Annotated in this window: 19 protein-coding genes; 16 read left to right on the top strand and 3 right to left on the bottom strand. The window is 70.9% G+C overall.

Going from position 1 to position 22,274, the window contains the following annotated elements; translation table 11 throughout:
• Positions 1-21 precede the first annotated feature (21 nt).
• Genes Tfont_RS01110 through Tfont_RS01085 form a run of 6 tightly spaced genes read left to right on the top strand, consistent with a single transcriptional unit; the run spans position 22 to position 6,327 of the window.
• On the top strand, positions 22-1,197 hold the full coding sequence (locus Tfont_RS01110; RefSeq protein ID WP_143968133.1) for an acetyl-CoA C-acyltransferase: 1,176 nt from the start codon (positions 22-24) through the stop codon (positions 1,195-1,197).
• Entirely contained in the window at positions 1,197-3,041 is a 1,845-nt protein-coding gene (locus Tfont_RS01105; protein ID WP_143968132.1) for an acyl-CoA dehydrogenase, read from the top strand. Before Tfont_RS01110 ends, Tfont_RS01105 begins: the two co-directional genes overlap by 1 nt.
• A 59-nt stretch (positions 3,042-3,100) precedes the next feature.
• Positions 3,101-3,892, top strand: a complete 792-nt coding sequence (locus Tfont_RS01100; RefSeq protein WP_068606391.1) for an SDR family oxidoreductase — start codon at positions 3,101-3,103, stop codon at positions 3,890-3,892.
• On the top strand, positions 3,873-4,343 hold the full coding sequence (locus Tfont_RS01095) for a PaaI family thioesterase (protein WP_260682219.1): 471 nt from the start codon (positions 3,873-3,875) through the stop codon (positions 4,341-4,343). The genes Tfont_RS01100 and Tfont_RS01095 overlap by 20 nt, the downstream gene beginning before the upstream one ends.
• 38 nt (positions 4,344-4,381) lie before the next feature.
• Positions 4,382-5,401 carry an NADP-dependent oxidoreductase gene (locus tag Tfont_RS01090; RefSeq protein WP_143968130.1) on the top strand — a complete coding sequence of 340 codons (1,020 nt, stop codon included), beginning with the start codon at positions 4,382-4,384 and terminating at the stop codon, positions 5,399-5,401.
• A gap of 17 nt (positions 5,402-5,418) precedes the next feature.
• Positions 5,419-6,327 (top strand): SDR family oxidoreductase, encoded by a 909-nt coding sequence (locus tag Tfont_RS01085; protein ID WP_143968129.1) that lies wholly within the window; start codon positions 5,419-5,421, stop codon positions 6,325-6,327.
• Between the two features lie 2 nt (positions 6,328-6,329).
• Here the strand turns inward: Tfont_RS01085 and Tfont_RS01080 are convergent, their stop codons facing one another.
• Entirely contained in the window at positions 6,330-8,870 is a 2,541-nt protein-coding gene (locus Tfont_RS01080) for a chemotaxis protein CheW (RefSeq protein WP_143968128.1), read from the bottom strand.
• Positions 8,871-8,977: 107 nt separating this feature from the next.
• Between Tfont_RS01080 and Tfont_RS01075 the strand changes: the two genes are divergently transcribed.
• From Tfont_RS01075 to Tfont_RS01060, 4 genes are read left to right on the top strand one after another with little or no spacing between them, the layout of a single operon-like run.
• On the top strand, positions 8,978-11,356 hold the full coding sequence (locus tag Tfont_RS01075) for a Tex family protein (protein ID WP_143968127.1): 2,379 nt from the start codon (positions 8,978-8,980) through the stop codon (positions 11,354-11,356).
• A gap of 12 nt (positions 11,357-11,368) precedes the next feature.
• On the top strand, positions 11,369-12,196 hold the full coding sequence (locus Tfont_RS01070; protein ID WP_143968126.1) for an HDOD domain-containing protein: 828 nt from the start codon (positions 11,369-11,371) through the stop codon (positions 12,194-12,196).
• A 9-nt stretch (positions 12,197-12,205) separates the two neighbouring features.
• Positions 12,206-13,012, top strand: coding sequence for an HDOD domain-containing protein (locus Tfont_RS01065; RefSeq protein ID WP_143968125.1), 807 nt, complete (start codon positions 12,206-12,208; stop codon positions 13,010-13,012).
• The gene (locus tag Tfont_RS01060) at positions 13,009-14,109 is read left to right on the top strand and encodes a patatin-like phospholipase family protein (protein WP_143968124.1); all 1,101 of its coding nucleotides are present in this window, start codon (positions 13,009-13,011) and stop codon (positions 14,107-14,109) included. Before Tfont_RS01065 ends, Tfont_RS01060 begins: the two co-directional genes overlap by 4 nt.
• A 37-nt stretch (positions 14,110-14,146) precedes the next feature.
• Here the strand turns inward: Tfont_RS01060 and Tfont_RS01055 are convergent, their stop codons facing one another.
• Positions 14,147-15,295 carry an iron-containing alcohol dehydrogenase gene (locus tag Tfont_RS01055; protein ID WP_143968123.1) on the bottom strand — a complete coding sequence of 383 codons (1,149 nt, stop codon included), beginning with the start codon at positions 15,293-15,295 and terminating at the stop codon, positions 14,147-14,149.
• 96 nt (positions 15,296-15,391) lie between these two features.
• Between Tfont_RS01055 and Tfont_RS01050 the strand changes: the two genes are divergently transcribed.
• From Tfont_RS01050 to Tfont_RS01040, 4 genes are all read left to right on the top strand, one after another.
• Positions 15,392-16,363 (top strand): alpha/beta hydrolase, encoded by a 972-nt coding sequence (locus Tfont_RS01050; protein ID WP_260682218.1) that lies wholly within the window; start codon positions 15,392-15,394, stop codon positions 16,361-16,363.
• On the top strand, positions 16,360-16,518 hold the full coding sequence (locus Tfont_RS14445; RefSeq protein ID WP_185974444.1) for a hypothetical protein: 159 nt from the start codon (positions 16,360-16,362) through the stop codon (positions 16,516-16,518). Before Tfont_RS01050 ends, Tfont_RS14445 begins: the two co-directional genes overlap by 4 nt.
• A gap of 48 nt (positions 16,519-16,566) precedes the next feature.
• Positions 16,567-17,067 (top strand): MaoC family dehydratase, encoded by a 501-nt coding sequence (locus Tfont_RS01045; protein ID WP_143968122.1) that lies wholly within the window; start codon positions 16,567-16,569, stop codon positions 17,065-17,067.
• Between the two features lie 86 nt (positions 17,068-17,153).
• The gene (locus Tfont_RS01040) at positions 17,154-19,529 is read left to right on the top strand and encodes a YgiQ family radical SAM protein (RefSeq protein ID WP_143968121.1); all 2,376 of its coding nucleotides are present in this window, start codon (positions 17,154-17,156) and stop codon (positions 19,527-19,529) included.
• On the opposite strand, the gene pobA is transcribed toward Tfont_RS01040, so the two are convergent.
• Positions 19,487-20,680, bottom strand: a complete 1,194-nt coding sequence (gene pobA / locus Tfont_RS01035) for a 4-hydroxybenzoate 3-monooxygenase (RefSeq protein WP_143968120.1) — start codon at positions 20,678-20,680, stop codon at positions 19,487-19,489. The genes Tfont_RS01040 and pobA overlap by 43 nt on opposite strands.
• 155 nt (positions 20,681-20,835) lie before the next feature.
• Between pobA and Tfont_RS01030 the strand changes: the two genes are divergently transcribed.
• Complete coding sequence (locus tag Tfont_RS01030; protein ID WP_143968119.1) at positions 20,836-21,678, top strand: IclR family transcriptional regulator domain-containing protein; 843 nt, start codon at positions 20,836-20,838, stop codon at positions 21,676-21,678.
• Positions 21,675-22,271 (top strand): thermonuclease family protein, encoded by a 597-nt coding sequence (locus tag Tfont_RS01025; RefSeq protein WP_143968118.1) that lies wholly within the window; start codon positions 21,675-21,677, stop codon positions 22,269-22,271. The genes Tfont_RS01030 and Tfont_RS01025 overlap by 4 nt, the downstream gene beginning before the upstream one ends.
• Positions 22,272-22,274 lie beyond the last annotated feature (3 nt).

Here is a 22,274-nt window from a genome sequence, read left to right as displayed (position 1 = left end):
GATATTTCCGGAGAACCGAACATGAGCAACGCCGTCATCGTTTCGACCGCCCGCACGCCGCTGGCCAAGAGCTGGAAAGGCTCCTTCAACATGACCCATGGGGCCACCTTGGGCGGACACGTGGTGCGCGCCGCCATCGAGCGCGCGCGCCTCGACGCCGCCGAGGTCGAGGACGTCATCATGGGCTGCGCCAACCCCGAGGGCGCCACGGGCATGAACATCGCGCGCCAGATCGCGCTGGCCGCAGGCTGCCCGGTCAGCGTCTCGGGCCTCACGGTCAACCGGTTCTGCTCCTCCGGGCTGCAGACCATCGCCCTGGCCGCGCAGCGCATCATCGCGGGCGAGGGCGAGATTTACGTGGCCGGCGGGGTGGAGAGCATCTCGTGCGTGCAAAACGAGATGAACAAGCACATGCTGTTCGATCCCGCGCTGGCGGCCCGCAAGCCCGAGATCTACTGGACCATGCTGCAGACGGCCGAGCAGGTGGCCAAACGCTACGGCATCACGCGCGAGCAGATGGATGAATACGGCGCGGCCAGCCAGCAAAGGGCGTGCGCCGCCGCCGCCGCGGGCAAGTTCGACGACGAGATTGTGCCCATCACCGTCACCGCGGGGGTGTACGACAAGCAGCGCGGCCTGATCACGCGCGAGGTCACCGTCTCCCGCGACGAGGGGCTGCGCGAGGGCACGACCGTGGAAGCCATCGCCAACATCAAGCCGGCCTTGCCGGGCGGTGTGGTGGCGGCGGGCAACGCCAGCCAGTTTTCCGACGGGGCGGGCGCCTGCGTGGTGATGGACGAGAAGGTGGCCGAGCGCAAGGGGCTGCAGCCGCTCGGGCGCTTCCTCGGCTTTGCGGTGGCCGGTTGTGAGCCGGACGAAATGGGCATCGGCCCCGTTTTTGCCGTACCCAAGGTGCTGGACCGGCTGGGCCTGACGGTGGGCGACATCGATCTGTGGGAGCTCAACGAGGCCTTCGCGGTGCAGGTGCTGTACTGCCGCGATCGCCTGGGCATTCCGGCCGATCGCCTCAACGTCAACGGCGGTGCCATCGCCATCGGCCACCCGTACGGGGTGTCGGGGCAGCGCCTGACCGGCCACGCGCTCATCGAGGGCAAACGCCGCGGCGCCAAGCGCGTCTGTGTGACCATGTGTATCGGCGGCGGCATGGGCGCAGCCGGCGTGTTCGAGGTGCTGTGATGGCCCAGGGGCTGCGCGCAGCCATCGACTTTTTGTTGTACGAGTGGCTGCAGGCGCAGACCCTCGCCACTCGGGAGCGCTTCGCCGACCACTCGCGCGAGACGTTCGACGCGGTGCTCGACACCTGCGAGCGCATCGCGCGCGAAAAATACGCGCCCTTCAACCGGCTGGTGGATACGGAGGAGCCCCGCTTCGACGGCGAGCGGGTGATTCTGCCGGCCGCCACGCACGAGGCGTGGAAGGCCTACGCCGACAGCGGCATGCTCAGTGCCGCGCAGGACTACGCCATCGGCGGCATGCAACTGCCCTACACGGTGGAGGCGGCGGGCAATGCGTTCTTCGCGGCGGCCTCGGTCAGCATCGGGGCCGGCATGCTGACGGTGGGCAACGCCAATCTGCTGATGGCGCACGGGACCGACGCGCAGCGCCGCGCCTTCGCGCTGCACGAGTTTGCCGGGCGCTTTTCCGGCACCATGTGCCTGAGCGAGCCGCAAGCCGGCTCCAGCCTCAGCGACATCGCCACGCGGGCGGTGCCCGACGGCGATGATTACGAGGCCGACCCGCTGGGGCCGCGCTACCGGCTGCGCGGCAACAAGATGTGGATTTCGGCCGGCGAGCACGAGCTGACCGAGAACATCGTCCATCTGGTGCTGGCCAAGATCCCCGGCCCCGACGGCCGGCTGCCGCCGGGGGTGAAGGGGATTTCGCTGTTCATCGTGCCCAAGAAGCTGGTGGATGCGGAGGGCCGGTTGACTGGCGAGCGCAACGACGTGGCCCTGGCCGGTCTGAACCACAAATGCGGCTGGCGTGGCACGACCAACACCCTGCTCAATTTTGGCGAAGGCCGCTACCCGGTGCGTGCCCCGGGCTTGGACGGTCGGGGCGCCGGTGCCATCGGCTACCGCGTCGGCGAGCCGGGGCAGGGCCTGCGCTACATGTTCCACATGATGAACGAGGCGCGCATCGGGGTCGGGATGGCCGCCACCATGCTCGGCATGGCCGGTTATCTGGCGAGTCTGGACTACGCACGCAACCGCCCGCAGGGGCGCCCGATCGGCCCGGCGGGCAAAGACCCGGCGCAGCCGCCCGTGCGCATCATCGAGCACGCCGACGTCAAGCGCATGCTGCTGGCCCAGAAGGCCTACTGCGAAGGCGCGTTGGCGCTGGAGCTGTATTGCGCGCGCCTGGTGGACGAGCAGCACACCGGCGACGCCGCAGCGGCCGACGAGGCACGCCTGCTGCTGGAGGTGCTGACCCCGATTGCCAAGAGCTGGCCCAGCGAATGGTGCCTGGAGGCCAACAGTCTGGCCATCCAGGTGCACGGCGGCTACGGCTATACACGCGACTTTCCCGTCGAGCAGTACTGGCGCGACAACCGCCTCAACATGATTCACGAAGGCACGCACGGCATCCAGGCGCTGGACCTGCTGGGCCGCAAGGTGCTGATGGACGAGGGGCGGGGCATGCAGTTGCTGGGTGCGCGCATGGCCGCCACCGTCGGGCGCGCTCGTGGGGTGCCGGCCCTGGCCGCGCATGCGGATGCCCTGCACGGCGCCTGGGACGCGGTCCGTGCCGCCACGCAGGCGGCCTGGGCGGATGGCGACCCGGTGCCGGCCCTGGCCAATGCGGTGCCGTATCTGCAGGCCTTTGGCCACACCGTGCTTGCCTGGATCTGGCTGGATGTGGCGCTGGTCGCCGCCGGCCGGGAAGATGCCGCCAACCGCGGTCGCCTGCAGGCCTGCCGGTATTTCTTTCATTACGAACTGCCCAAGACCGCGGCGTGGCTGCAGGTCGTGCGCGAGCGCGATCTGACCTGCGCCGAGATGCCCGAAGACGCCTTTTGATCGTTGGACCGTTTGAGCGTTTGCCCTTCCGAATCCAAACACCCCGAGGAGACCCCGACATGACCCGCACGATTGCGCAATTGTTCGACCTGAGTGGCCGCACGGCCCTCGTCACCGGCGGCTCGCGCGGCCTGGGCCTGCAACTGGCGCAGGCGCTGGGTGAGGCCGGCGCCAAGGTGATGCTGACCGCCCGCAAGGCCGACGAGCTGGAGGAGGCCACGGCCCAACTCCAGTCGCAAGGCATCGATGCGCGCTGGATCGCCGCCGACTGTGCCCGCGAGGACGACATCCATCGGCTGGCCGCCGAGACGCTGCAGCGCCTGGGTGACATCGACATCTTGGTCAACAACGCGGGCGCCGCCTGGGGCGCGCCGGCCGAGGAGCATCCCCTGGAGGCCTGGGACAAGGTGATGAACCTGAACATCCGCGGCTACTTCATCCTCAGCCAGTACGTGGGCAAGCACAGCATGATCCCGCGCCGCCGCGGCAGCATCGTCAACGTCGCCTCGATCGCCGGCTTGGGCGGCAACCCGCCGGACATGAAGACCATTGCTTACAACACCTCCAAAGGCGCGGTGGTCAACTTCACCCGCGCGCTGGCGGCGGAGTGGGGGCGCTACGGCATCCGCGTCAACGCCATCTGCCCGGGCTTCTTCCCCAGCAAAATGACCCGCGGGACACTGCAGGCCATGGGCGAGGAGCGCCTGGCCTCGCACGCGCCGCTGCAGCGCCTGGGCGACGACGAGGACCTCAAGGGCACGGTGGTGCTGTTCGCGTCCGACGCGGGCAAACACATCACCGGGCAGTGGCTGGCCGTGGATGGGGGCGTCAGTGTCGTCACCGGCGGCTGACCTGCCGTTCAGCGTCCGCATCCCCTTCGTCGAGCTGCTGGGTTTTCGGCTGCGGCGCTGGGCGGAGGGCGAGGCGGAAATCGCCTTCGACCCCAGTGCCGAGCACCTGAACTCGTTCGACGTGGTGCACGGCGGGGCGAGCATGACGCTGCTCGACGTGGTGATGGCGCACGCCGCGCGCAGCGTGCAGCGCGACATGGGGGTCGTGACCATCGAGATGAAAACCAGCTCCATGCAGGCGGCGCAGGGGCCGCTGGTGGCTCGCGCGCGGCTGTTGCACCGCACGGCGACGATGGCCTTCACCGATGGCGAGATCCGCGACGCGGCGCGACGCCTGTGCGCCCACGCCACCGGCACCTTTCGCTACGTGCGCCGTTTGCCCGCCCCGGGGCGGGACGTGCGCGATCTGAACGGCCCCGCGACTGAGGCGGGCGTCGTCCCTACCGACTGACCGCGGCCAGCCCGCAGCTTTTTTTGGAGTCGTGTTCCATGCCGCTGAACAAGCAGATCCTTTTGGTCAGCCGCCCCCAGGGCGAGGCCACCGTCGACAACTTCCGCCTGGTGGAGACGCAAACCCCCGCGCTGGCCGAGGGCCAGGTGCTGGTGCGTCACCACTATCTGAGCTTGGATCCGTACATGCGTGGTCGCATGAACGAGGGCAAAAGCTACGCCGCGCCCCAGCCGCTGAACGAAGTGATGATCGGCGGCACCGTCGGCCAGGTGGTGGACAGCCGCCACCCGCGCTATGCGCCCGGTGACTGGGTCGTCGGCATGGGCGGCTGGCAGCAGTACAGCGTGGTCGATGCCGAACAGCCGGGGCTGCTGCGCAAGGTGGACGTCTCGCGCGTGCCGCCCAGCCATTACCTGGGCGCGGTGGGGATGCCGGGGGTGACGGCCTGGTATGGGCTGGTCAAGATCATCGACCCCAAGCCGGGCCAGACGGTGACCGTCAGTGCGGCCAGCGGGGCCGTCGGCAGCGCGGTTGGCGTGCTGGCCAAGCAGCGCGGCTGCCGCGTGGTCGGCATCGCCGGCGGGCCCGACAAATGCGCCTATGTGCGCGACGAGCTGGGCTTTGACGACTGCATCGACTACAGGGAGCACCGCGATCTGGGCGCGCTGGCGCGTGCGCTGAAGGCCGCCTGTCCGAACGGCATCGATGGTCACTTCGAAAACGTCGGCGGCACCGTGCTGGATGCGGTGATGCTGCGCGCGAATGCGTTCTCGCGCGTGGCGCTGTGCGGCATGATCGCCGGCTACGACGGCCAGCCGCTGCCGATGCTCAACCCGTCGCTGATCCTCATCAACCGCATGCGCATCGAGGGCTTCATCGTCAGCGAACACATGGAGGTGTGGCCGCAGGCGCTGGCGGAGCTGGGCGAGCTGGTCGGCAGCGGGCGTTTCCGCCCGCGCGAGACCGTGGCGCACGGCATCGAGTCGGCACCCGAGGCGTTTTTGGGGCTGCTCAAGGGCCGCAATTTCGGCAAGCAGCTCGTCAAGCTGGTGGATTGAACCGCGAGGGCCCGCCCATGATCACCGACTTCGCCGGCCGCACGGCCGTCATCACCGGGGCCGGCTCCGGCTTCGGGTTGGAGGTGGCGCGCATCGCGATGCAGCGCCGCATGAACCTGGCGCTGGTGGACGTACAGCCCGATGCGCTGGAGCGCGCCCGCGCCGAGGCGGAGGCGGCCGGCGTGCCGGTGCTGTCCCGGCGCGTCGACGTGGCCGACGCCGCCCAGATGGACGATCTGGGCCAAGCCGTGCAGGCCCGCTTCGGCGCGCCGCACTTCGTCTTCAACAACGCTGGCGTGGCCGCCGGCGGGCTGGTGTGGGAAAACACCGTCGCCGACTGGCAGTGGGTGCTGGGCGTCAACCTGTGGGGCGTGATCCACGGTGTGCGTGTCTTTACGCCGATGATGCTGGCCGCGGCGCAGGCCGATCCCGCCTGGCGCGGCCACATCGTCAACACCGCCAGCATGGCCGGGCTGCTGACGCCGCCCAACATGGGGGTCTACAACGTCAGCAAGCACGCGGTGGTGGCGCTGACCGAGACCTTGTATCAGGACCTGCGGCTGGTCACGGACCAGGTCGGCGCCAGCGTCCTCTGTCCGTATTTCGTGCCGACCGGCATCGCCCACAGCCAGCGCAACCGCCCGGCGGATCTGCCGTCGGCTGCCCCGACGCGCAGCCAGCTCATCGGGCAGGCCATGAGCGAGAAGGCGGTCAGCAGCGGCAAGGTGACCGCAGCCGAAGTGGCGTGGCAGGTGTTCCAGGCGATGGAGCAGGACCGCTTCTACATCTACAGCCACCCGCATGCCCTGGCACCGGTGGCGCAGCGCCTGCAGGCGATCGTCGAGGGCCGCAACCCTCCCGACCCGTTCGCCGACCGGCCGGAGGTCGGCGCGCAGTTGCGCGCGGCGCTGCGTTCAGGCGGCTGACGTCAGGCGGCTGAAGCCAGCCGCTCCTCGCCCTGCCGCAGGGCGGCGAACAGCCGCACGGTGTCCACCACCGGGATCAGCACCTCGCCGCCGCGGGCGCGGATCAGGCGGTCGATCAGCCGCCGCGCGGCACCGCCGAACGGCGCCTCGATGATCTCGTTCGGCGCGAACTCCGGCACGGCGTGCAGCTCGTCGACCAGCAGGCCGGCGGTCTGGCCGCCGTGCTCCACCAGGATGATCTGGCGGCCCTGCACGGCGGTGTCCGCCGGGGCGGCGACGCCGAGCAGGCGGCCGAGGTCGTACACCCACAGGAAGTGGCGCACGGCGGTGTTGTCGGTCGGCGGCAGCAGACCGACGCGCGCCGGGTGGCCGCCGGCCGGGGCGCTGGTCATGCGCTCGGCCGGCACCGCCTCGCGCACGCACGCCGCATCCAGCGCCAGCAGGTCGTTGCCGAGGTAGAAGGTGGCGTACTCCTGCCCGCCGCGCGCCGCGCCGTGCGTCCAGCCGTCGTCGTGGGCGCCGCCGACCCGGGCGCTGGCGCGCCGTACCGGGCCCAGCGTCTCGATCACGAAGGCCAGCACGTCGTCGCGGTAGCCGTCGCTGGTCTTGAACTCGCGGTAGCCGGCCGAGGCCGAGGCGCCCAGCAGCACGTAGTGCCCCTCGTGCTCGATGACGCGGCTGGCGGTGGCGCCGTTGGGCAGCTCCAGCCACGGCCCGGCGGCCGCCAGCACCGTCCCCACCGGCGTGGCCGGGTCGGTGCTGGCGATGACGCGGCCCTGCCGGTCGGTCAGGTAGGCGCGCGCGTCCGGCCGCTGGCCGACGGCGCCGCGCAGCATCGCCAGCAGCTCGCGCTCGGCGTGGAAGACGATGCCGATGCCGCCGACGATGCGGCCGTCCTCCGGGTGGCGGATCGCGGCGTGGTAGGTGTAGGTCGGGCGTCCGTCGGTCCACGGCTCCACCTGGAACGGCGAGACGTGGTAGCGCTGCTCGTCTTGCAGCGCCAGCACCGCCTGCAGCGTGGCCTCGTCGACGCGGCGGCCGACCAGCCCGTCGTCGCCGCCGTCGTGCGACTGGGCGACGATGCGCCCGCCGCGGTCGTAGACGAACAGCCGCGTGTAGACGGTGTAGAGCGAGTGGATGTAGCGCAGCAGCGGCGTGATCGTCTCGCGCGCACCGTCCTGGGGCTCCGGCTGCGCCAGGATGGTGCGCAGCTCCGGCGTCATCGCCCACCAGCGGCAGTCGTCGGCGCGCTCGTACAGGTTGCGGTCCAGCAGGTCCACCGCCAGGTGGGCGACGAAGCCGACGCGCTGCAGGCCGGAGGCCAGCACGGTGTCGTAGAGGTCGCGCACCGACTGCGCGAACAGCGTGTTGCTGCGCGCGCCGGTCTCGCTGATCTGGTCGAGGATGGTCTTGAGGCGCTGGCGGTCGATGTCGCGCCCGGCGGTGACGACCTGGCCGTTCCACACCACCCGGCGGATCGACTCGGTGGCGCGGATCACCTCGTACAGCGGCGGGCTGAAGCTGCGCGCGTGCGACAGCAGGCCGGCGGCGGTGCCGGGGTCCAGCGCCTCCAGCGCGCTGCCCTCGTCGCGCGTGAAGGCCAGGTCCACCGGCACCATCACCTGCCCCTGCCAGCCCTCCGGGCCCAGGTAGCCCTGGTAGCCCTCGGCACGGCGCGTGCAGACCAGGTACTCGCGCCCGGCGTGCAGCAGCAGGCGCGGCGCGCCGTCGGGATTGACCGGCACGCGCGCGCCGCGCCCGATCCAGTGCTCGTCGGAGCTGGCGATGACGCGCGCCTGAGCGTCCAGCAGCAGCAGGATGGAGCGGCCGGCCGGGTCGCCGTGCGAGCGGAAGATGCCGGCCATCTCGGCCTCGAAGCCGAACACCAGGCACAGCACGCCGGCCGGCTGGCGCGTCGTCGGGTGCAGCATGCGCTGGGCGTAGATGAGGCTGGCGCCCAGCCCGGGGCGCAGGTCGGTCGGGCGAAAGATCTGCACGTAGCCGTCCGAGGCCAGTGCCTGCTCGAGCAACGGGTCCTGCGTGCCCTCCACCGCGTGCGCGGGGTCGGTCTGCACCAGCACGTTGCCTTGCGGGTCCAGCAGCAGGATCTCGTCGTACACCGTGTACTTGCGCCGGTACGACAGCAGCCGCGCGCGCACGGCGTCGACGTCGCGCGTCAGCCCGGCGACGAACTCGCACAGCACGCGGTCGGTGGCCAGGAAGCCGACGTCGGCGGTGCGCTCGTACAGGTTGCGCACGACGATGTCGATCACGTAGCCGGCGCGCGTGCCCAGCGCCGCCATGGCGTGGTCGATCTTCTCGGCCACCAGGCTGCGCACCAGCTCGCGCTCCAGCCGGTCGAAGCCGGCGCGCGTGGCGGCAATCGTCGGCAGGATGGCCTGCGCCTCCTGCGGGCAGACCATGCGCGCGGTCGACTCGATCAGGCGCCACATCAGGTTCAGCTCGCGCAGCGACGTCTCGCAGCGCGTGACGTCGGGCATGTAGGGCAGGTAGTTGTCGATGGGGACGGCGGGCAGACTCATGGGCGGGCGGAATGCGGGTGGAGATGAATGATCACGATCGACCGCTGAGCAAACGGCGTGCCGGGGGCGCCGTGGCACACTTGCCGGTTTTCGTATCGAACCACCCCATGCCATCGACCGTGAGCACGACGATCGTTGCCCGCCTCGCCGACGAGCTCGGCGTGCGCGCCGCCCAGGTGCAGGCCGCCGTGGACCTGCTGGACGGCGGCGCCACCGTCCCCTTCATCGCCCGCTACCGCAAAGAGGCCACCGGGGGCCTCGACGACACCCAGCTGCGCCAGTTGGAGCAGCGTCTGACCTACCTGCGCGAGCTGGAAGAGCGCCGCGCCGCCATCCTGCGCAGCATCGAGGAGCAGGGCAAGCTCACGCCCGCGCTGCGGGCGGCGCTGGAGGCCGCGGCGACCAAGCAGGATCTGGAAGACCTCTACCTGCCGTACAAGCCCAAGCGCCGCACCAAGGGCCAGATCGCGCGCGAGGCGGGGCTGGAGCCGCTCGCGGATGCGCTCTGGGCCGACCCGACGCTGGATCCGCACGCCGCCGCCCAGCCTTACGTGAAGGAAGCCAAGAGCGAGGACGGCAGCGACTTCACCACCGTGGCCGCGGTGCTGGACGGCGTGCGTGACATCCTGAGCGAGCGCTGGGCCGAGGACGCCACCCTCGTGCAGCCGCTGCGCGAGTGGCTGTGGACCGAGGGGCTGCTGCGCAGCCGCCGCATCGAGGCGCGCAACCCCGACGACCCGGAGGTCGCCAAGTTCCGCGACTACTTCGAGCACGACGAGCCGATCGCGCGCGTGCCGTCGCACCGGGCGCTGGCGATGCTGCGCGGCCGCGCGCAGGAGGTGCTGGATCTGCGCCTGGCTCAGCCGCAGGAGGCGCCGGCTGGCCAGCCCTCGGTGGCCGAGGGACGCCTGGCCCGGTTGCTGGGCTGGAGCCACCAGGGCCGCGCCGCCGACGACCTGCTGCGCCGCTGCGTGGCCTGGACGTGGCGTGTGAAGCTGAGCCTGTCGATCGAGCGCGACCTGTTCGCCCGCCTGCGCGAGCAGGCCGAGGCGGTGGCGATCCAGGTGTTCGGCGCCAACCTGCGCGACCTGCTGCTGGCTGCACCGGCCGGCGCGCGACCGACGATGGGGCTGGACCCCGGCATCCGCACCGGCGTCAAGGTGGCGGTGGTGGATGCCACCGGCAAGGTGGTGGACACTGCCACGGTCTATCCGTTCGAGCCCCGGCGCGATGTCGAAGGGGCGCTGACGGCGTTGGCCGCGCTGGTGCGGCGCCACGGCGTGGAGCTGATCGCCATCGGCAACGGCACCGCGAGCCGCGAGACCGACCGACTGGTGGCCGAGCTGCTGCAGCGCCTGCGCCAGGGCGGGGCGGGCCCGCTGCCGCAAAAGGTCGTCGTCAGCGAGGCCGGCGCCTCGGTCTACAGTGCCAGCGAGGCCGCGGCGCAGGAGTTGCCGGAGCTCGACGTGAGCCTGCGCGGGGCGGTGAGCATCGCGCGCCGGCTGCAGGATCCGCTGGCCGAGCTGGTCAAGATCGACCCCAAGAGCATTGGCGTTGGCCAGTACCAGCACGACGTCAACCAGGCGGCCCTGGCGCGCACGCTGGATGCCGTGGTGGAGGACTGCGTCAACGGCGTGGGGGTGGACTTGAACACGGCCAGCGTGCCGTTGCTCGCGCGCGTCTCGGGCCTGTCCGCGGCGACGGCGCGCGCCGTGGTGCGCTGGCGTGACGCCCACGGGGCCTTCCGCCACCGGCAGCAACTGTTGCAGGTGACGGGGCTGGGGCCCAAGACCTTCGAGCAGTGCGCGGGCTTCCTGCGCATCCGCGGCGGGGACAATCCGCTGGACATGACGGGTGTGCACCCGGAGACCTATCCCGTCGTCGAGCGCATCCTGGCTGCGGCGGGCCGCCCCATCGAGGCCGTGATGGGCAAGGCCGAGGTGTTGCGCGCGCTCAAGCCCGAGGCCTTTGCCGACGACCGCTTCGGGGTGGTGACGGTGCGCGACATCCTGAGCGAGCTGGAAAAACCCGGGCGCGACCCGCGGCCGGATTTCCGGGTCGCGCGCTTCGACGACACGGTGCAGGATCTGAAGGACCTCAAGCCCAGCATGGTGCTGGAGGGTACGGTGACCAACGTGGCGCAGTTCGGCGCGTTCGTGGACGTCGGCGTGCACCAGGACGGGCTGGTGCACGTCAGCCAACTGGCCAACCGGTATGTGGCCGATGCACGCGAGGTGGTCAAGGCCGGCGACATCGTGCGCGTCAAGGTGCTGGAGGTGGACCTGCCGCGCCGGCGCATCGCGCTGACCATGCGGCTGGATGCGCAGCCGGGGCAGGCGCCGTCGGGGCGGAGCGCCGACGGGGCCGGGAACGGAGCTGGCAACGGGGCCGGGGGCGCCCGCGTGCGCGCCCGCCCGGCCGAGCCGGCCGCCACGGCCATGGCATCGGCATTCGCCAAGCTGCAGGGGCTGCGGCAGCGCGGATAATCGCACGCTGACATGACGCTCGACGAACTGCTCAACCAGGCCAAGGCGATCCCGAGCATCCCGCGTGTGGTCTCGGAGGTCACGGCCGAACTCGACCGCGACGATCCCGATCCGCGCCGCATCGCCGACCTGGTCGCGACCGACCCGGGGCTGACGGCGCGCCTGCTCAAGCTGGCCAATTCGGCCTTCTTCGGGTTGACGCGGCAGATCGACAGCGTCGGCGAGGCGATCACGGTGCTGGGCTTCAACCACTTGCGCACGCTGGTGCAGGCGGTGGCGCTGGGCAGCAGCTTCAAGACCGTGCCGGGCGTCAATCTGGAGCAGTTTTGGCGCTACAGTCTCAACACGGCCAAGATCTGCCGGCCGCTGGCGCGCAGCCTGCGCCTGCCGGAGGGGGCCGCCTTCACGGCGGGGCTGGTGCATGCCGTCGGGGATCTGGTCATGCACATCGGCATGCCCGACGTCGTGGCCAAGATCGACTGGCGCGTCTCGCCATTCGACATGAAGCGCGCCGAGGTCGAACGATCGGTGTTGGGCTACACCTACGCCGACGTGGGCGCGGCCTTCGCGCAGCGCTGGGATTTCCCCGAAGTCATCGTCAAGGCGCTGCGCCACCAGCTGGTCCCGTTCGAGGGCGATATCTACGAGCCGCTGGCCGGGGTCATCCACATGGCATCGTGGCGCGCGCGCGCGCAGGAGATGAACCTGGACCGCGATGCGATGGCCGCGACCTTCCCGGACGTGGTGGCGATACTGCTCGGTCTGAGCCTGGAAACCGTGCTCGACAAGGATCCGCAGGAATGGACCTCGGCCGGTGAACTGGCCGCCTTTTTGCATTGAGGGCAGGCGATGCGATTACAGGCCCTGCTTCAGCGACCGGATGCGCTGCCCGTGGTGCCCGAGGTGGCCGCGCGCTTGATCGCCACTTTTGGGCGTGACGAGGTCGACCTCAACGCCGTGACCGCCGACATCGAGCGCGATCCCGCCCTCGTGGCCCGGCTGTTGCAGCAGGCCAATTCGGCCTTTCTGCGGCTGCTGCGGCCCGTGCACAGCGTGCGCGATGCGGTCACGGTGCTCGGGCTGCATCGGGTGCGGGCGCTGGTGCTGGCCGCCGCGGTGCAAAGCCGCTTTCCGGCCCCGCCGGGCATCGATCTGGAGCGGTTTTGGGCGTACAGCTTCGTCGCGGCGTCGGTGGCCCGCCGGGTGTGCGCCCCGCGCCGGCTGGACGACAACGTGGCCTTCACCGCCGCGCTGCTGCACGCCGTGGGCGAACTCGTCATGCACCAGGCCCTGCCCGAGGTCATGCGCGATCTGGACCGCGAGCGGCCCTGGTTTGCCCTGGAGCGCGCCGGCGCGGAGTACCAGGCGCTGGGCTACTCCTACGCCGAGGTGGGCGCGGCGCTCGGGCAGCACTGGCGCTTGCCGCGGGTGCTGGTGCAGGCCATCGAGCACCACGTCGACCCGCTGCACCGCGAATCGGCCGATCCGCTGGCCGCCGTCGTCCACATGGCGGCCTGGCGCGCCCGCCTGTGGACGCTGGGCAACCAGCGCGATGCCCTGATCCACACCTACCCCGACGCGGTGGGCGAGCTGCTGCAGCTGGATCCCGACACCCTGGTCGATCCCGGCGGGGTGGTCATCGAGGGCGGGGCATGACCCGGGCGCTGCGCATCCATGCCGGCCCGGCGGCGCTTGCTCACCTGCGCCGCGACGGGTTGCAACCGGCGGCGGTCGGCGTGATTCCGGGTGCCGCCGGCGGGCCCAAGGGTTTGATTCTGGGGCCGTTGGACCGCTTTTTGTTTGGCGAGTGGCTGCCTCAAGGGGGGCATGCGGTGGATCTGGTGGGGGCCTCGATCGGGGCCTGGCGCATGGCCACCGCCTGTCTGGACGACCCCGTGGCGGCCTTCGAGCGGCTGGAGCGGGACTACATCGCCCAGGACTACGAAGTCGAGCCGGGGCGCAGCCGCCCCACGCCGGAGCACGTCAGCGCGTCATTTGCTCGCAATTTGCGCGATTTTTTCGGGGGCCGCCTGGGCGAAGTGCTGCACCATCCGCGCTACCGGCTCCACATCGTCACATCGCGGGGGCGCCATTTGCTGGGCCACGAGGGGCGTTGGCGCACGCCGTTGGGGTACGCGGGCGCTTTTCTGACCAATGCGCTGCGCCGTCGCGCCATGGGGGCCTGGCTGGAGCGGGTGGTGTTCTCTGCCCCGGTGGCCGGCCCCGAACGCGGCGGCCGCCTGCCGGAGCTGCCGTTCGACCCCACGGACTACCGCACGCGCAATGTGCCGCTGCAGGCCGACAACTTCATGCCCGCGCTGCAGGCGAGCTGCTCTATCCCGTTCGTGCTCCAGGCGGTGCACCATATTCCGGGGGCCCCGCCTGGCGCGTACTGGGACGGCGGCATCACCGACTACCACCTGCACCTGCGCTGGCGCCCGACGCGCGGGCTGGTGCTGTACCCGCATTTCCAGCGGCAGGTCATCCCGGGCTGGCTGGACAAGGGCCTGCGCTGGCGCCACCGCCCCACGGCTGCGCTGGACCACACCATCGTGCTGTCGCCCGATCCGGACTGGGTGCGGCGGCTGCCCAATGGCAAATTGCCCGATCGGACCGACTTTCCGCGCTATGGCCACCGGCTGGCCGAGCGCATGCAGGCGTGGCAGACCGCCGTGCGCGAGGCGCAGCGCCTGGCGGACGAATTTGCCGCCTGGCTGCAGCGGCCCGATCCGGCCCGCGTCGAGCCGCTCTGATCGGGCTGCGGCCGTTGACCGTAGCCCTGGGAGCCGGTCACAGCGACGCTTCGAGCATCGCGCGGTAGTCGTCGCGGGTGGCCAGCCGCGGGTTGGTCTTGTGGCAGTGGTCGGCCATCGCCCCGTCGATGATGCGCTCGAACATTGCCGGCGTCACCCCCATGTCGGCCAGCCCGGCGGGCAGGCCCAGCCGGGCGTTGAGCGCCCGGATCGCGGGACCGATGTCGTCCGGACCCGCCAGCCCCATCACACGCGCCATGCGCTGCAGCCGGCGCTCGCGCTGCACGCTCTCGGCCCCGGCGTTGAAGGCGATCACCGCCGGCAGAAAGACGGCATTGAGCGTGCCGTGGTGCAGGGCGGGGTTCAGGCCGCCTAAGCTGTGGCTGAGCGAGTGCACGCAGCCCAGCCCCTTCTGGAATGCCATGGCCCCCTGCATGCTGGCGCTCATCATGTGCAGCCGCGCCTCGCGGTCCTGGCCGTCGCGCGTGGCGCGCTCGATGTGGGCCCAGCCGCGCTCCAGTCCGTCGAGGGCGATGCCGTCGGCCGGCGGATTGAAGGCCGGGGCCAGGAAGGTCTCGATGCAGTGCGCGATGGCATCCATGCCCGTGGCCGCGGTCAGCCGCGGCGGCAGGCCCAGCGTCAGGTCGGGGTCCAGGATGGCGGCGCGGGGCAGCAGGTGCCAACTGTGAAAGCCGAGTTTGCGCCCATCGTCGACGATCAGGATCGCGCCGCGCGCCACCTCGCTGCCGGTGCCCGCCGTCGTCGGCACCGCGATCAGGGGCGGCACCCGGTCCGTGATGCGCGGCGAGCCGCCCTCGATGGTCGCGTAAGTCTTGAGCGGCCCCTCGTGCGCCACGGCGATGGCCACGCCCTTGGCGCAGTCGATCGCGCTGCCGCCGCCCAGGGCGATCAGCCCGTCGCAGCCGGCCTCGCGGTAGACCGCCGCGGCCGCGCGCACGGCCGCCTCGGTCGGATTGGACGGCGTGCCGTCGTAGACGGCGTGGGGCAGGGTGGGGCCGCCGTCCCCCAGGGCCGCCACCGCGCGCTCCAGCAGACCGGCCGCGCGCACGCCGGCATCGGTCACGATCAGCGGGCGGGCGATTCCCACGCGCGCGCACTCGCTGCGCAGCAGGCGCAGCGCACCGGATTCGATCTGGATGGTGGTGAGGTAGCGGATTTCGGCCACGGGTGGAGTCTCCTCATACTGAGTGGGTGGGGGGCTGGCCCGGACTGTAGCGCGCGGCGGCGGTGACGGCCTGGCTCGCGCGCGACAATCCGCCCCATGACGCACACCCATCCCCGCCAATTGCTGACCCCCGCCATGCGCGGGGTGCTGGATCGCATGGCCCGCGCGGGGCGGCCGCCCCTGCATGCCCTGACGCCCGAGCAGGCGCGGGCCTTTTACGAGGCGGGCGCCAATGTGCTGGACCTGCCGCCGCACCGCATGGCGCGGGTGGAGTCTCTGGCGATCCCCGCCCGCGACGGTGCGCGGCTGGCGGCCGAACTCGTCGTGCCGCATCGGCCGCCGCACGCCACACCGCCGCCGGTGCTGCTCTATCTGCATGGCGGGGGCTTTACGGTGGGCAGTGTGCGCACGCACGCCCCCCTGTGCCGACACTTGGCCCATCTGGCCGGCTGCGCCGTGCTGTCGCTGGATTACCGTCTGGCGCCCGAGCACCGCTTCCCCACGGCGGTGCATGACGCCTTCGATGCCTTGGCCTGGCTGCGCGGCGCCGCTGCGGGGCTGGGGCTGGATCCGGGGCGCATCGCCATCGGGGGCGACAGCGCCGGTGGCACCCTGGCGGTCGTGACGGCTCTGCAGGCGCGCGATGCCGGCTGGCCGCTGGCGCTGCAACTGCTGTTCTACCCGGGGTGCTCGGCGTGGCAGGACACGGCGTCGCACCGTCGCTTCGGACACGGCTTTCTGCTGGAGGCCGAGACCATCCAGTGGTTCTTCCGCCACTACATCGACGACAGCCAGCGCGAGGACTGGCGCTTTGCCCCGCTGCTGGCCCCGGACTTCGATGGCGTGGCCCCCGCCTGGATCGGCCTGGCGGAGTGCGACCCCCTGGTCGATGAGGGCATCCTGCTCGCCGATGCCCTGCGCATGGCCGGCGTCGCCGTGGACCTGGAGATCTACCGCGGCGTGACGCACGAGTTCATCAAGATGGGGCGCATCCTCCCGGAGGCGCTGCGCGCGCACCAGGATGCCGCGCGCGCCCTGCGGCACGCGTTCGGGGACGCCGGCGCATGACCACCGCGCGGCACTGGTGGGCGCTGACGCCCGCGGCGAGCGGCGGTGGCGCGGCCCTGGCGCTGGCCCAGGTGACCGCCTTGTTGCAGGCCAACGCCCTGGGGGATGTCGCACACTTTGAGCAACAGGTGCAGATCGCTTTGTCCGATCTGTGACGCCCAGGGCCGGCCGGCGACGCTATGGTGTCGGCAGGAGGAAATGCCATGACCGCCATCGACCCCGCATCCAGCCCCCACATCCGCATCTGGTGGGAAGACCTCGCCGTCGGCGACTCGCGCGACTTGGGCAGCCTGACCGTGACCGAGGAAGAGATCGTTGCGTTTGCCCGCCAGTACGATCCGCAGCCGTTTCACCTGGACCCCGAGGCCGCGCGCCACTCGGTGTTCGGCGCCCTGTGTGCCAGCGGCTGGCACACCTGTGCACTGGCCATGCGGCTGATGGTGACGAACTTTCTGCACGAGTCGTCGAGCCTGGGCTCGCCGGGGCTGGAGAGCCTGAAATGGCTCAAGCCCGTCTTTCCCGGTGACGAGCTGCGGCTGCGCCACACCATCGTCGACAAGCGCCCGATGGGCAAGCGGCCCGACGTCGGCTTGGTGCGCACCGTGTGGGCGCTGTTCAACCAGCACGGCGAGCAGGTGCTGCACATGGAAGGGTGGGGCATGTTCCGCCGCCGCGAGCCGGGCGCACCGCCCCAGTCCCCCTGATCGCAGCGGGGCCGCTCGTCGCACCGGGGCACGGCGCACGGCCCGCCGGCGTACACTGCACGGTTTTTCTGCGGACGCCTGCCCCCATGAATGCCCCGGTCGACGTCTCTTTCTTCCCACGCCACGCCAAGCCGCTGACCAGCTACAAGCCGTACTGGGCCAAACGCTTCGGGGTGGCCCCCTTCCTGCCCATGAGCCGCGCCGAGATGGAGGCGCTGGGCTGGGATTCGTGCGACGTCATCCTGGTCACTGGCGACGCCTATGTGGATCACCCGAGCTTTGGCATGGCTGTGATCGGCCGCGTGCTGGAGGCGCAGGGCTTTCGCGTCGGCATCATCGCTCAGCCGGACTGGCACAGCGCCGAGGCCTTCAAGGCCCTGGGCCGCCCCAACCTGTTCTGGGGCGTGACGGCGGGCAACATGGACTCGATGATTAACCGCTACACGGCCGACCGCAAGATCCGCTCCGACGACGCCTACACCCCGGGCGGGCAGGGCGGCCGACGGCCGGACCGCGCCGCCATCGTTTACAGCCAGCGCTGCCGCGAGGCGTACAAAGACGTGCCCATCATCCTGGGTGGCATCGAGGGCAGCCTGCGCCGCATCGCCCACTACGACTACTGGAGCGAGACGGTGCGCCGCTCCATCGTGCTCGACAGCAAATGCGACCTGCTGCTCTACGGCAATGCCGAGCGCGCCTTGGTCGAAGTGGCCCACCGCCTGGCCCGGCGCGAGCCGATCGAGTCCATCACCGACGTGCGCGGCACCGCCTTCGTGCGGCGCAGCACGCCCGAGGGCTGGTTCGAGATCGACTCCACCGAAGTGGACCAGCCCGGCCGGGTGGATGCGCATGTCAACCCGTACCTGATGGTTTCGGAGCAGGCCAAGGCCCAGGGCCAGACCTGCGCGCGGGAAGACGAAGTCCCCGCCGCGCCTGTGCAACCGCTGCGCTTCATGGCCAATCCGTCCTTGCCGCACCGGGGCCGCCCGCCGCGCGAGCGCACCGTCATCCGCCTGCCGAGTTACGAGCAGGTCAAGGCCGACCCGGTCCTCTATGCCCATGCCAACCGCGTGCTGCATCTGGAGACCAACCCCGGCAACGCCCGCGCGCTGGTGCAGGCCCACGGCAGCGGGCCGGCCGCCCGCGACGTGTGGATCAACCCACCGTCCGTCCCCCTGACCACGGCCGAGATGGACTGGGTGTTCGGCCTGCCCTACGCGCGCAGCCCGCACCCCGCTTACGCCGACGAGCGCGGCCGCCACGACGGCCCGACCAAGATCCCGGCCTGGGAGATGATTCGCTTCTCGGTCAACATCATGCGCGGCTGTTTTGGCGGCTGCACCTTCTGCTCCATCACCGAGCACGAGGGCCGCATCATCCAGAGCCGCTCCGAGGACTCCATCATCAAAGAGGTGGAGGAGATTCGCGACAAGGTCGCGGGCTTCACCGGCGTCATCTCCGACCTGGGCGGGCCCACGGCCAACATGTATCGCCTGGGCTGCAAAAGCCCCGAGATCGAGGCCGCCTGCCGCAAGCCCAGCTGCGTCTATCCGGGCATCTGCGCCAACCTCACCACCGACCACGGCCCCCTGATCCGCATCTATCGCCGTGCCCGCTCGCTGCCCGGCATCAAGAAAATCCTCATCGGCTCCGGCCTGCGCTACGACCTGGCGGTGAAAAGCCCCGAGTACGTCCGGGAACTGGTGCAGCACCACGTCGGCGGCTACCTCAAGATCGCGCCCGAGCACACCGAGCCCGGCCCGCTGTCCAAGATGATGAAGCCGGGCATCGGCAGCTACGACCGCTTCAAGCAGTTGTTCGATCAATTCAGCGCCGAAGCGGGCAAAGAGCAGTACCTGATTCCGTACTTCATCGCCGCACACCCCGGCACCAGCGACGAGGACATGATGCACCTGGCGCTGTGGCTGAAGAAAAACGGCTTTCGCGCCGATCAGGTGCAAACCTTCTATCCCAGCCCCATGGCCACGGCCACGGCCATGTACCACACGGGGCTCAACCCGCTCAAAGGCATTCACCGCGACGAGCGGGCCGAGGCGGTGGACGTCGTCAAAGGCGAGAAACGCCGCCGCCTGCACAAGGCATTTTTGCGCTACCACGACCCCAACAACTGGCCGCTGCTGCGCGAGGCGCTCAAGCGCATGGGCCGCGCCGACCTGATTGGCAACGGCAAGCATCACCTCGTCCCCACCTACCAGCCGTTGACGGACGGGGGCTACCAGAGCCCGCGGCGGGCCAACTCCACCCCGCCCGGGGGGCGGCCGCGGGCGGCGGCGCCGAGCCGCACCTCCCAGCCGGTCAAAGGCCGGCTGCTGACCCAGCACACCGGCTTGCCCCCGCGGATCACGGGGGGCGAGTCCGGAGGGGCATCCGCGCCCGGGGGCGCGGCGGCGGTGGGGCGTCAGGCGCGCCGCAAGCCAAAGTCCAACGGCAGGCCGACGTAGTTTTCGGCGATGGTGCGCGCGCCGGCCTCGCTGTGGATCAGGTAGTCCAGCTCGGCTTCCTGGAATTTCTGCGCGATCTCGCCCTCACCCGGAAAGCGGTGCATCAGGCTGGTGAACCACCACGAGAACCGCTCCGCGCGCCAAATGCGCTTGAGGCAGCGCTCCGAATAGCCGTCGATTCCGGCGTCCGAGCGCTCCAGGAAATGTTCGATCAGCGCATCGGCCAGGTACTTGACGTCGGTGGCGGCGAGGTTGAGCCCCTTGGCCCCCGTCGGCGGCACGATGTGGGCCGCATCGCCCGCCAGCAGCAGCCGGCCAAAGCGCATCGGCTCGCTGACGAAGCTGCGCAGCGGCGCGATGCTTTTTTCGAACGAGGGGCCGGTGACCAGCGCCTCGGCCGCGGCCGGGTCCAGGCGGCGGCGCAGCTCGTCCCAAAACGCCTGGTCACTCCAACTGTCCACGGTGTCGGACAGCGGCACCTGCAGGTAGTAGCGGCTGCGGGTGCGGCTGCGCATGGAGCACAGCGCAAAGCCGCGCGGGCTGTTGACGTAAATCAGCTCTTCGTGCACCGGTGGCGTGTCGGACAGCAACCCGAGCCAGCCAAACGGGTAGACTTTTTCGTACTCGGTGATGGCGCTGCGCGGCACGCTGGCGCGGCACACGCCGTGAAAGCCGTCGCAGCCGGCGATGAAGTCGGCGTCGATGCGGTGGGTGACGCCATCCTTTTCGTAGGTCACATGGGGGTGTGCGCCGTCGAAGCCGTGGATGGCGACGTGGGCGGCCTCGTACACCGTGGCCTGCCCGCTGGCGGCGCGCGCGGCCATCAGGTCGCGCGTCACCTCGGTCTGGCCATAGACCAGCACCTTTTTGCCACCGGTCAGGCCCGCCAGGTCGATGCGGTGGCGCGCCCCCTTGAACAGCAGGTCGAAGCCTGCGTGCGGCAGGCCCTCGGCGTGCATGCGCTGGCCGACCCCGGCCTCGTCGAGCACATCCACCGCCACCTGCTCCAGCACGCCGGCGCGGATGCGGCCGAGCACATACTCGGCGCTTTGGCGCTCGACGATGACGTTGTCGATGCCGGCCTTGTGCAGCAATTGGCCGAGCAGCAGCCCGGAAGGGCCGGCGCCAACGATGACGACTTGGGTACGCATGGGGGTCTCCTCAGGGAATCGATGACGCGGTCATGCTAGGGGCCGCGCACGCCCCGCGTGGTCTTGCCCTACATCGATTGCGCGGTGATCGTGCGGGTTGCGCGATCACCGCGCAAAATTCCGCATCCAGCGGGCGAATCGGGTATCGTTGCGCCATGGACATTGCCGCTGCGGACTACATCGCCGGCCTGGCCAAGGGGCTGGCGGTGCTGGAGAGCTTCGATACCGAGCGCCAGCGCCTCAACGCCACCCTGGCCGCGCAGCGCACCGGCCTGACGCGCGCGGCCGCCCGCCGCCATCTGCTCACGCTGGCCCATCTGGGTTATCTGGAGACCGATGGGCACTACTTCTGGCTCTCGCCCAAGGTGCTGCGCTTGTCCGGCAGCTATCTGGCGTCGGCGCGCCTGCCGCGCGCGGTGCAGCCGGTGCTCAACCGGCTGGCGGCGCAGGCGCGCGAGTCCTTTTCGGTGGCCGTGCTCGACGGCGACGCGGTGGTCGTCGTGGCCCGCAGCGTCGCGCCCCCGGCCGAGGGCGGCGGCGACTGGCAAGGGGCGTCGCTGGGGGATCCGTCTGCGGTCCGGGCCCGGGCACGCTGGACGGCGCATGGGCTGCACCTGGGCGCGCGCCTGCCTGCCCACGCCACGTCCACCGGCCGTGTGCTGCTTGCGGCCCTGGCGCGGCCCGCCTTGGCGCAATGGCTGGCCGAACGCACCGCAGCCACCGGCAGCCTGCCGCGCCTGACCCCCTACACCGTGACCGAGCCGGAGGCGTTGCGGCGCATCCTGCAGCAGGTGCGGCAGGCAGACCATTGCGTCTGCAGCGAGGAGCACGAGCTGGGCGTGCACGCCGTCGCGGTGCCCCTGCGCGACATGCAGGGCCGCACCGTCGCCGCCCTCAACGCCGTGCTGTCCCAGAACCGCCTGCGTGACGGCGCCGTGGAGCGGGAACTGCTGCCACTGCTGCACGAGGCGGCGCTCGAACTGCGGCCCCAGCTATGACGAAGCGCCTGTGGCTGGCGGTGGCCTTCGCGCTGGGGCTGGCCGCGTGCGGCGGGCCCGGGCCGTCCGGTCCGCCGTCCGAAGCCGCCGCGCGCGCCGTGACGGTGGTGTCGGTGCACGACGGCGACACGGTGCGCGTGCGCGATGCCAGTGGCCGGGTGTACGCGGTGCGGCTGGCCACCATCGATGCGCCGGAACTGGAGCAGCCGTACGGCCCGCAGGCGCGCGAGGCCGTCCGCGAACGCGCGCTGGGCCGCGCGGTAACCCTGGAGCCCCGCGGCCGCGACCGGTATGGCCGCACCCTGGCCGTGCTGTGGCTGCCCGGCGATGCCCAGCCGCAGGACCTTGCCCTGTGGGTCGTGGAGCAGGGCCTGGCCTGGCACTACACGGCCCACGCGCGGGAACAACCCCTGACCGAGCGTTGGCGCTATGCGTTGGCCGAAACCCTGGCCCGCACCGGCCGGCTGGGGTTATGGGCGCAACCCGATCCGCAGCCCCCTTGGGCGTGGCGGCGCGAGCGGCGCGGCAGCCCCGCCCCGCAGTCCGTGGGGGAGGGGAGTGCAAACCGCCTCTCCGGGGTGCCGGATCCCTGAGCG

The sequence above is a fragment of the Tepidimonas fonticaldi genome (assembly GCF_007556755.1).
In the GTDB taxonomy this organism is placed as follows: Bacteria; Pseudomonadota; Gammaproteobacteria; order Burkholderiales; family Burkholderiaceae_C; genus Tepidimonas; species Tepidimonas fonticaldi.
This window is presented reverse-complemented; position numbering and strand designations above follow the sequence as displayed.

Excerpts from the sequence above, each read along its gene's own strand:
- Tfont_RS01110 (WP_143968133.1), top strand. The coding sequence starts at position 22 with ATGAGCAACGCCGTCATCGTTTCGACCGCCCGCACGCCGCTGGCCAAG.
- Tfont_RS01105 (WP_143968132.1), top strand. The coding sequence starts at position 1,197 with ATGGCCCAGGGGCTGCGCGCAGCCATCGACTTTTTGTTGTACGAGTGG.
- Tfont_RS01100 (WP_068606391.1), top strand. The coding sequence starts at position 3,101 with ATGACCCGCACGATTGCGCAATTGTTCGACCTGAGTGGCCGCACGGCC.
- Tfont_RS01090 (WP_143968130.1), top strand. The coding sequence starts at position 4,382 with ATGCCGCTGAACAAGCAGATCCTTTTGGTCAGCCGCCCCCAGGGCGAG.
- Tfont_RS01085 (WP_143968129.1), top strand. The coding sequence starts at position 5,419 with ATGATCACCGACTTCGCCGGCCGCACGGCCGTCATCACCGGGGCCGGC.
- Tfont_RS01080 (WP_143968128.1), bottom strand. The coding sequence starts at position 8,870 with ATGAGTCTGCCCGCCGTCCCCATCGACAACTACCTGCCCTACATGCCC.
- Tfont_RS01075 (WP_143968127.1), top strand. The coding sequence starts at position 8,978 with ATGCCATCGACCGTGAGCACGACGATCGTTGCCCGCCTCGCCGACGAG.
- Tfont_RS01070 (WP_143968126.1), top strand. The coding sequence starts at position 11,369 with ATGACGCTCGACGAACTGCTCAACCAGGCCAAGGCGATCCCGAGCATC.
- Tfont_RS01065 (WP_143968125.1), top strand. The coding sequence starts at position 12,206 with ATGCGATTACAGGCCCTGCTTCAGCGACCGGATGCGCTGCCCGTGGTG.
- Tfont_RS01060 (WP_143968124.1), top strand. The coding sequence starts at position 13,009 with ATGACCCGGGCGCTGCGCATCCATGCCGGCCCGGCGGCGCTTGCTCAC.
- Tfont_RS01050 (WP_260682218.1), top strand. The coding sequence starts at position 15,392 with ATGACGCACACCCATCCCCGCCAATTGCTGACCCCCGCCATGCGCGGG.
- Tfont_RS14445 (WP_185974444.1), top strand. The coding sequence starts at position 16,360 with ATGACCACCGCGCGGCACTGGTGGGCGCTGACGCCCGCGGCGAGCGGC.
- Tfont_RS01045 (WP_143968122.1), top strand. The coding sequence starts at position 16,567 with ATGACCGCCATCGACCCCGCATCCAGCCCCCACATCCGCATCTGGTGG.
- Tfont_RS01040 (WP_143968121.1), top strand. The coding sequence starts at position 17,154 with ATGAATGCCCCGGTCGACGTCTCTTTCTTCCCACGCCACGCCAAGCCG.
- pobA (WP_143968120.1), bottom strand. The coding sequence starts at position 20,680 with ATGCGTACCCAAGTCGTCATCGTTGGCGCCGGCCCTTCCGGGCTGCTG.
- Tfont_RS01030 (WP_143968119.1), top strand. The coding sequence starts at position 20,836 with ATGGACATTGCCGCTGCGGACTACATCGCCGGCCTGGCCAAGGGGCTG.
- Tfont_RS01025 (WP_143968118.1), top strand. The coding sequence starts at position 21,675 with ATGACGAAGCGCCTGTGGCTGGCGGTGGCCTTCGCGCTGGGGCTGGCC.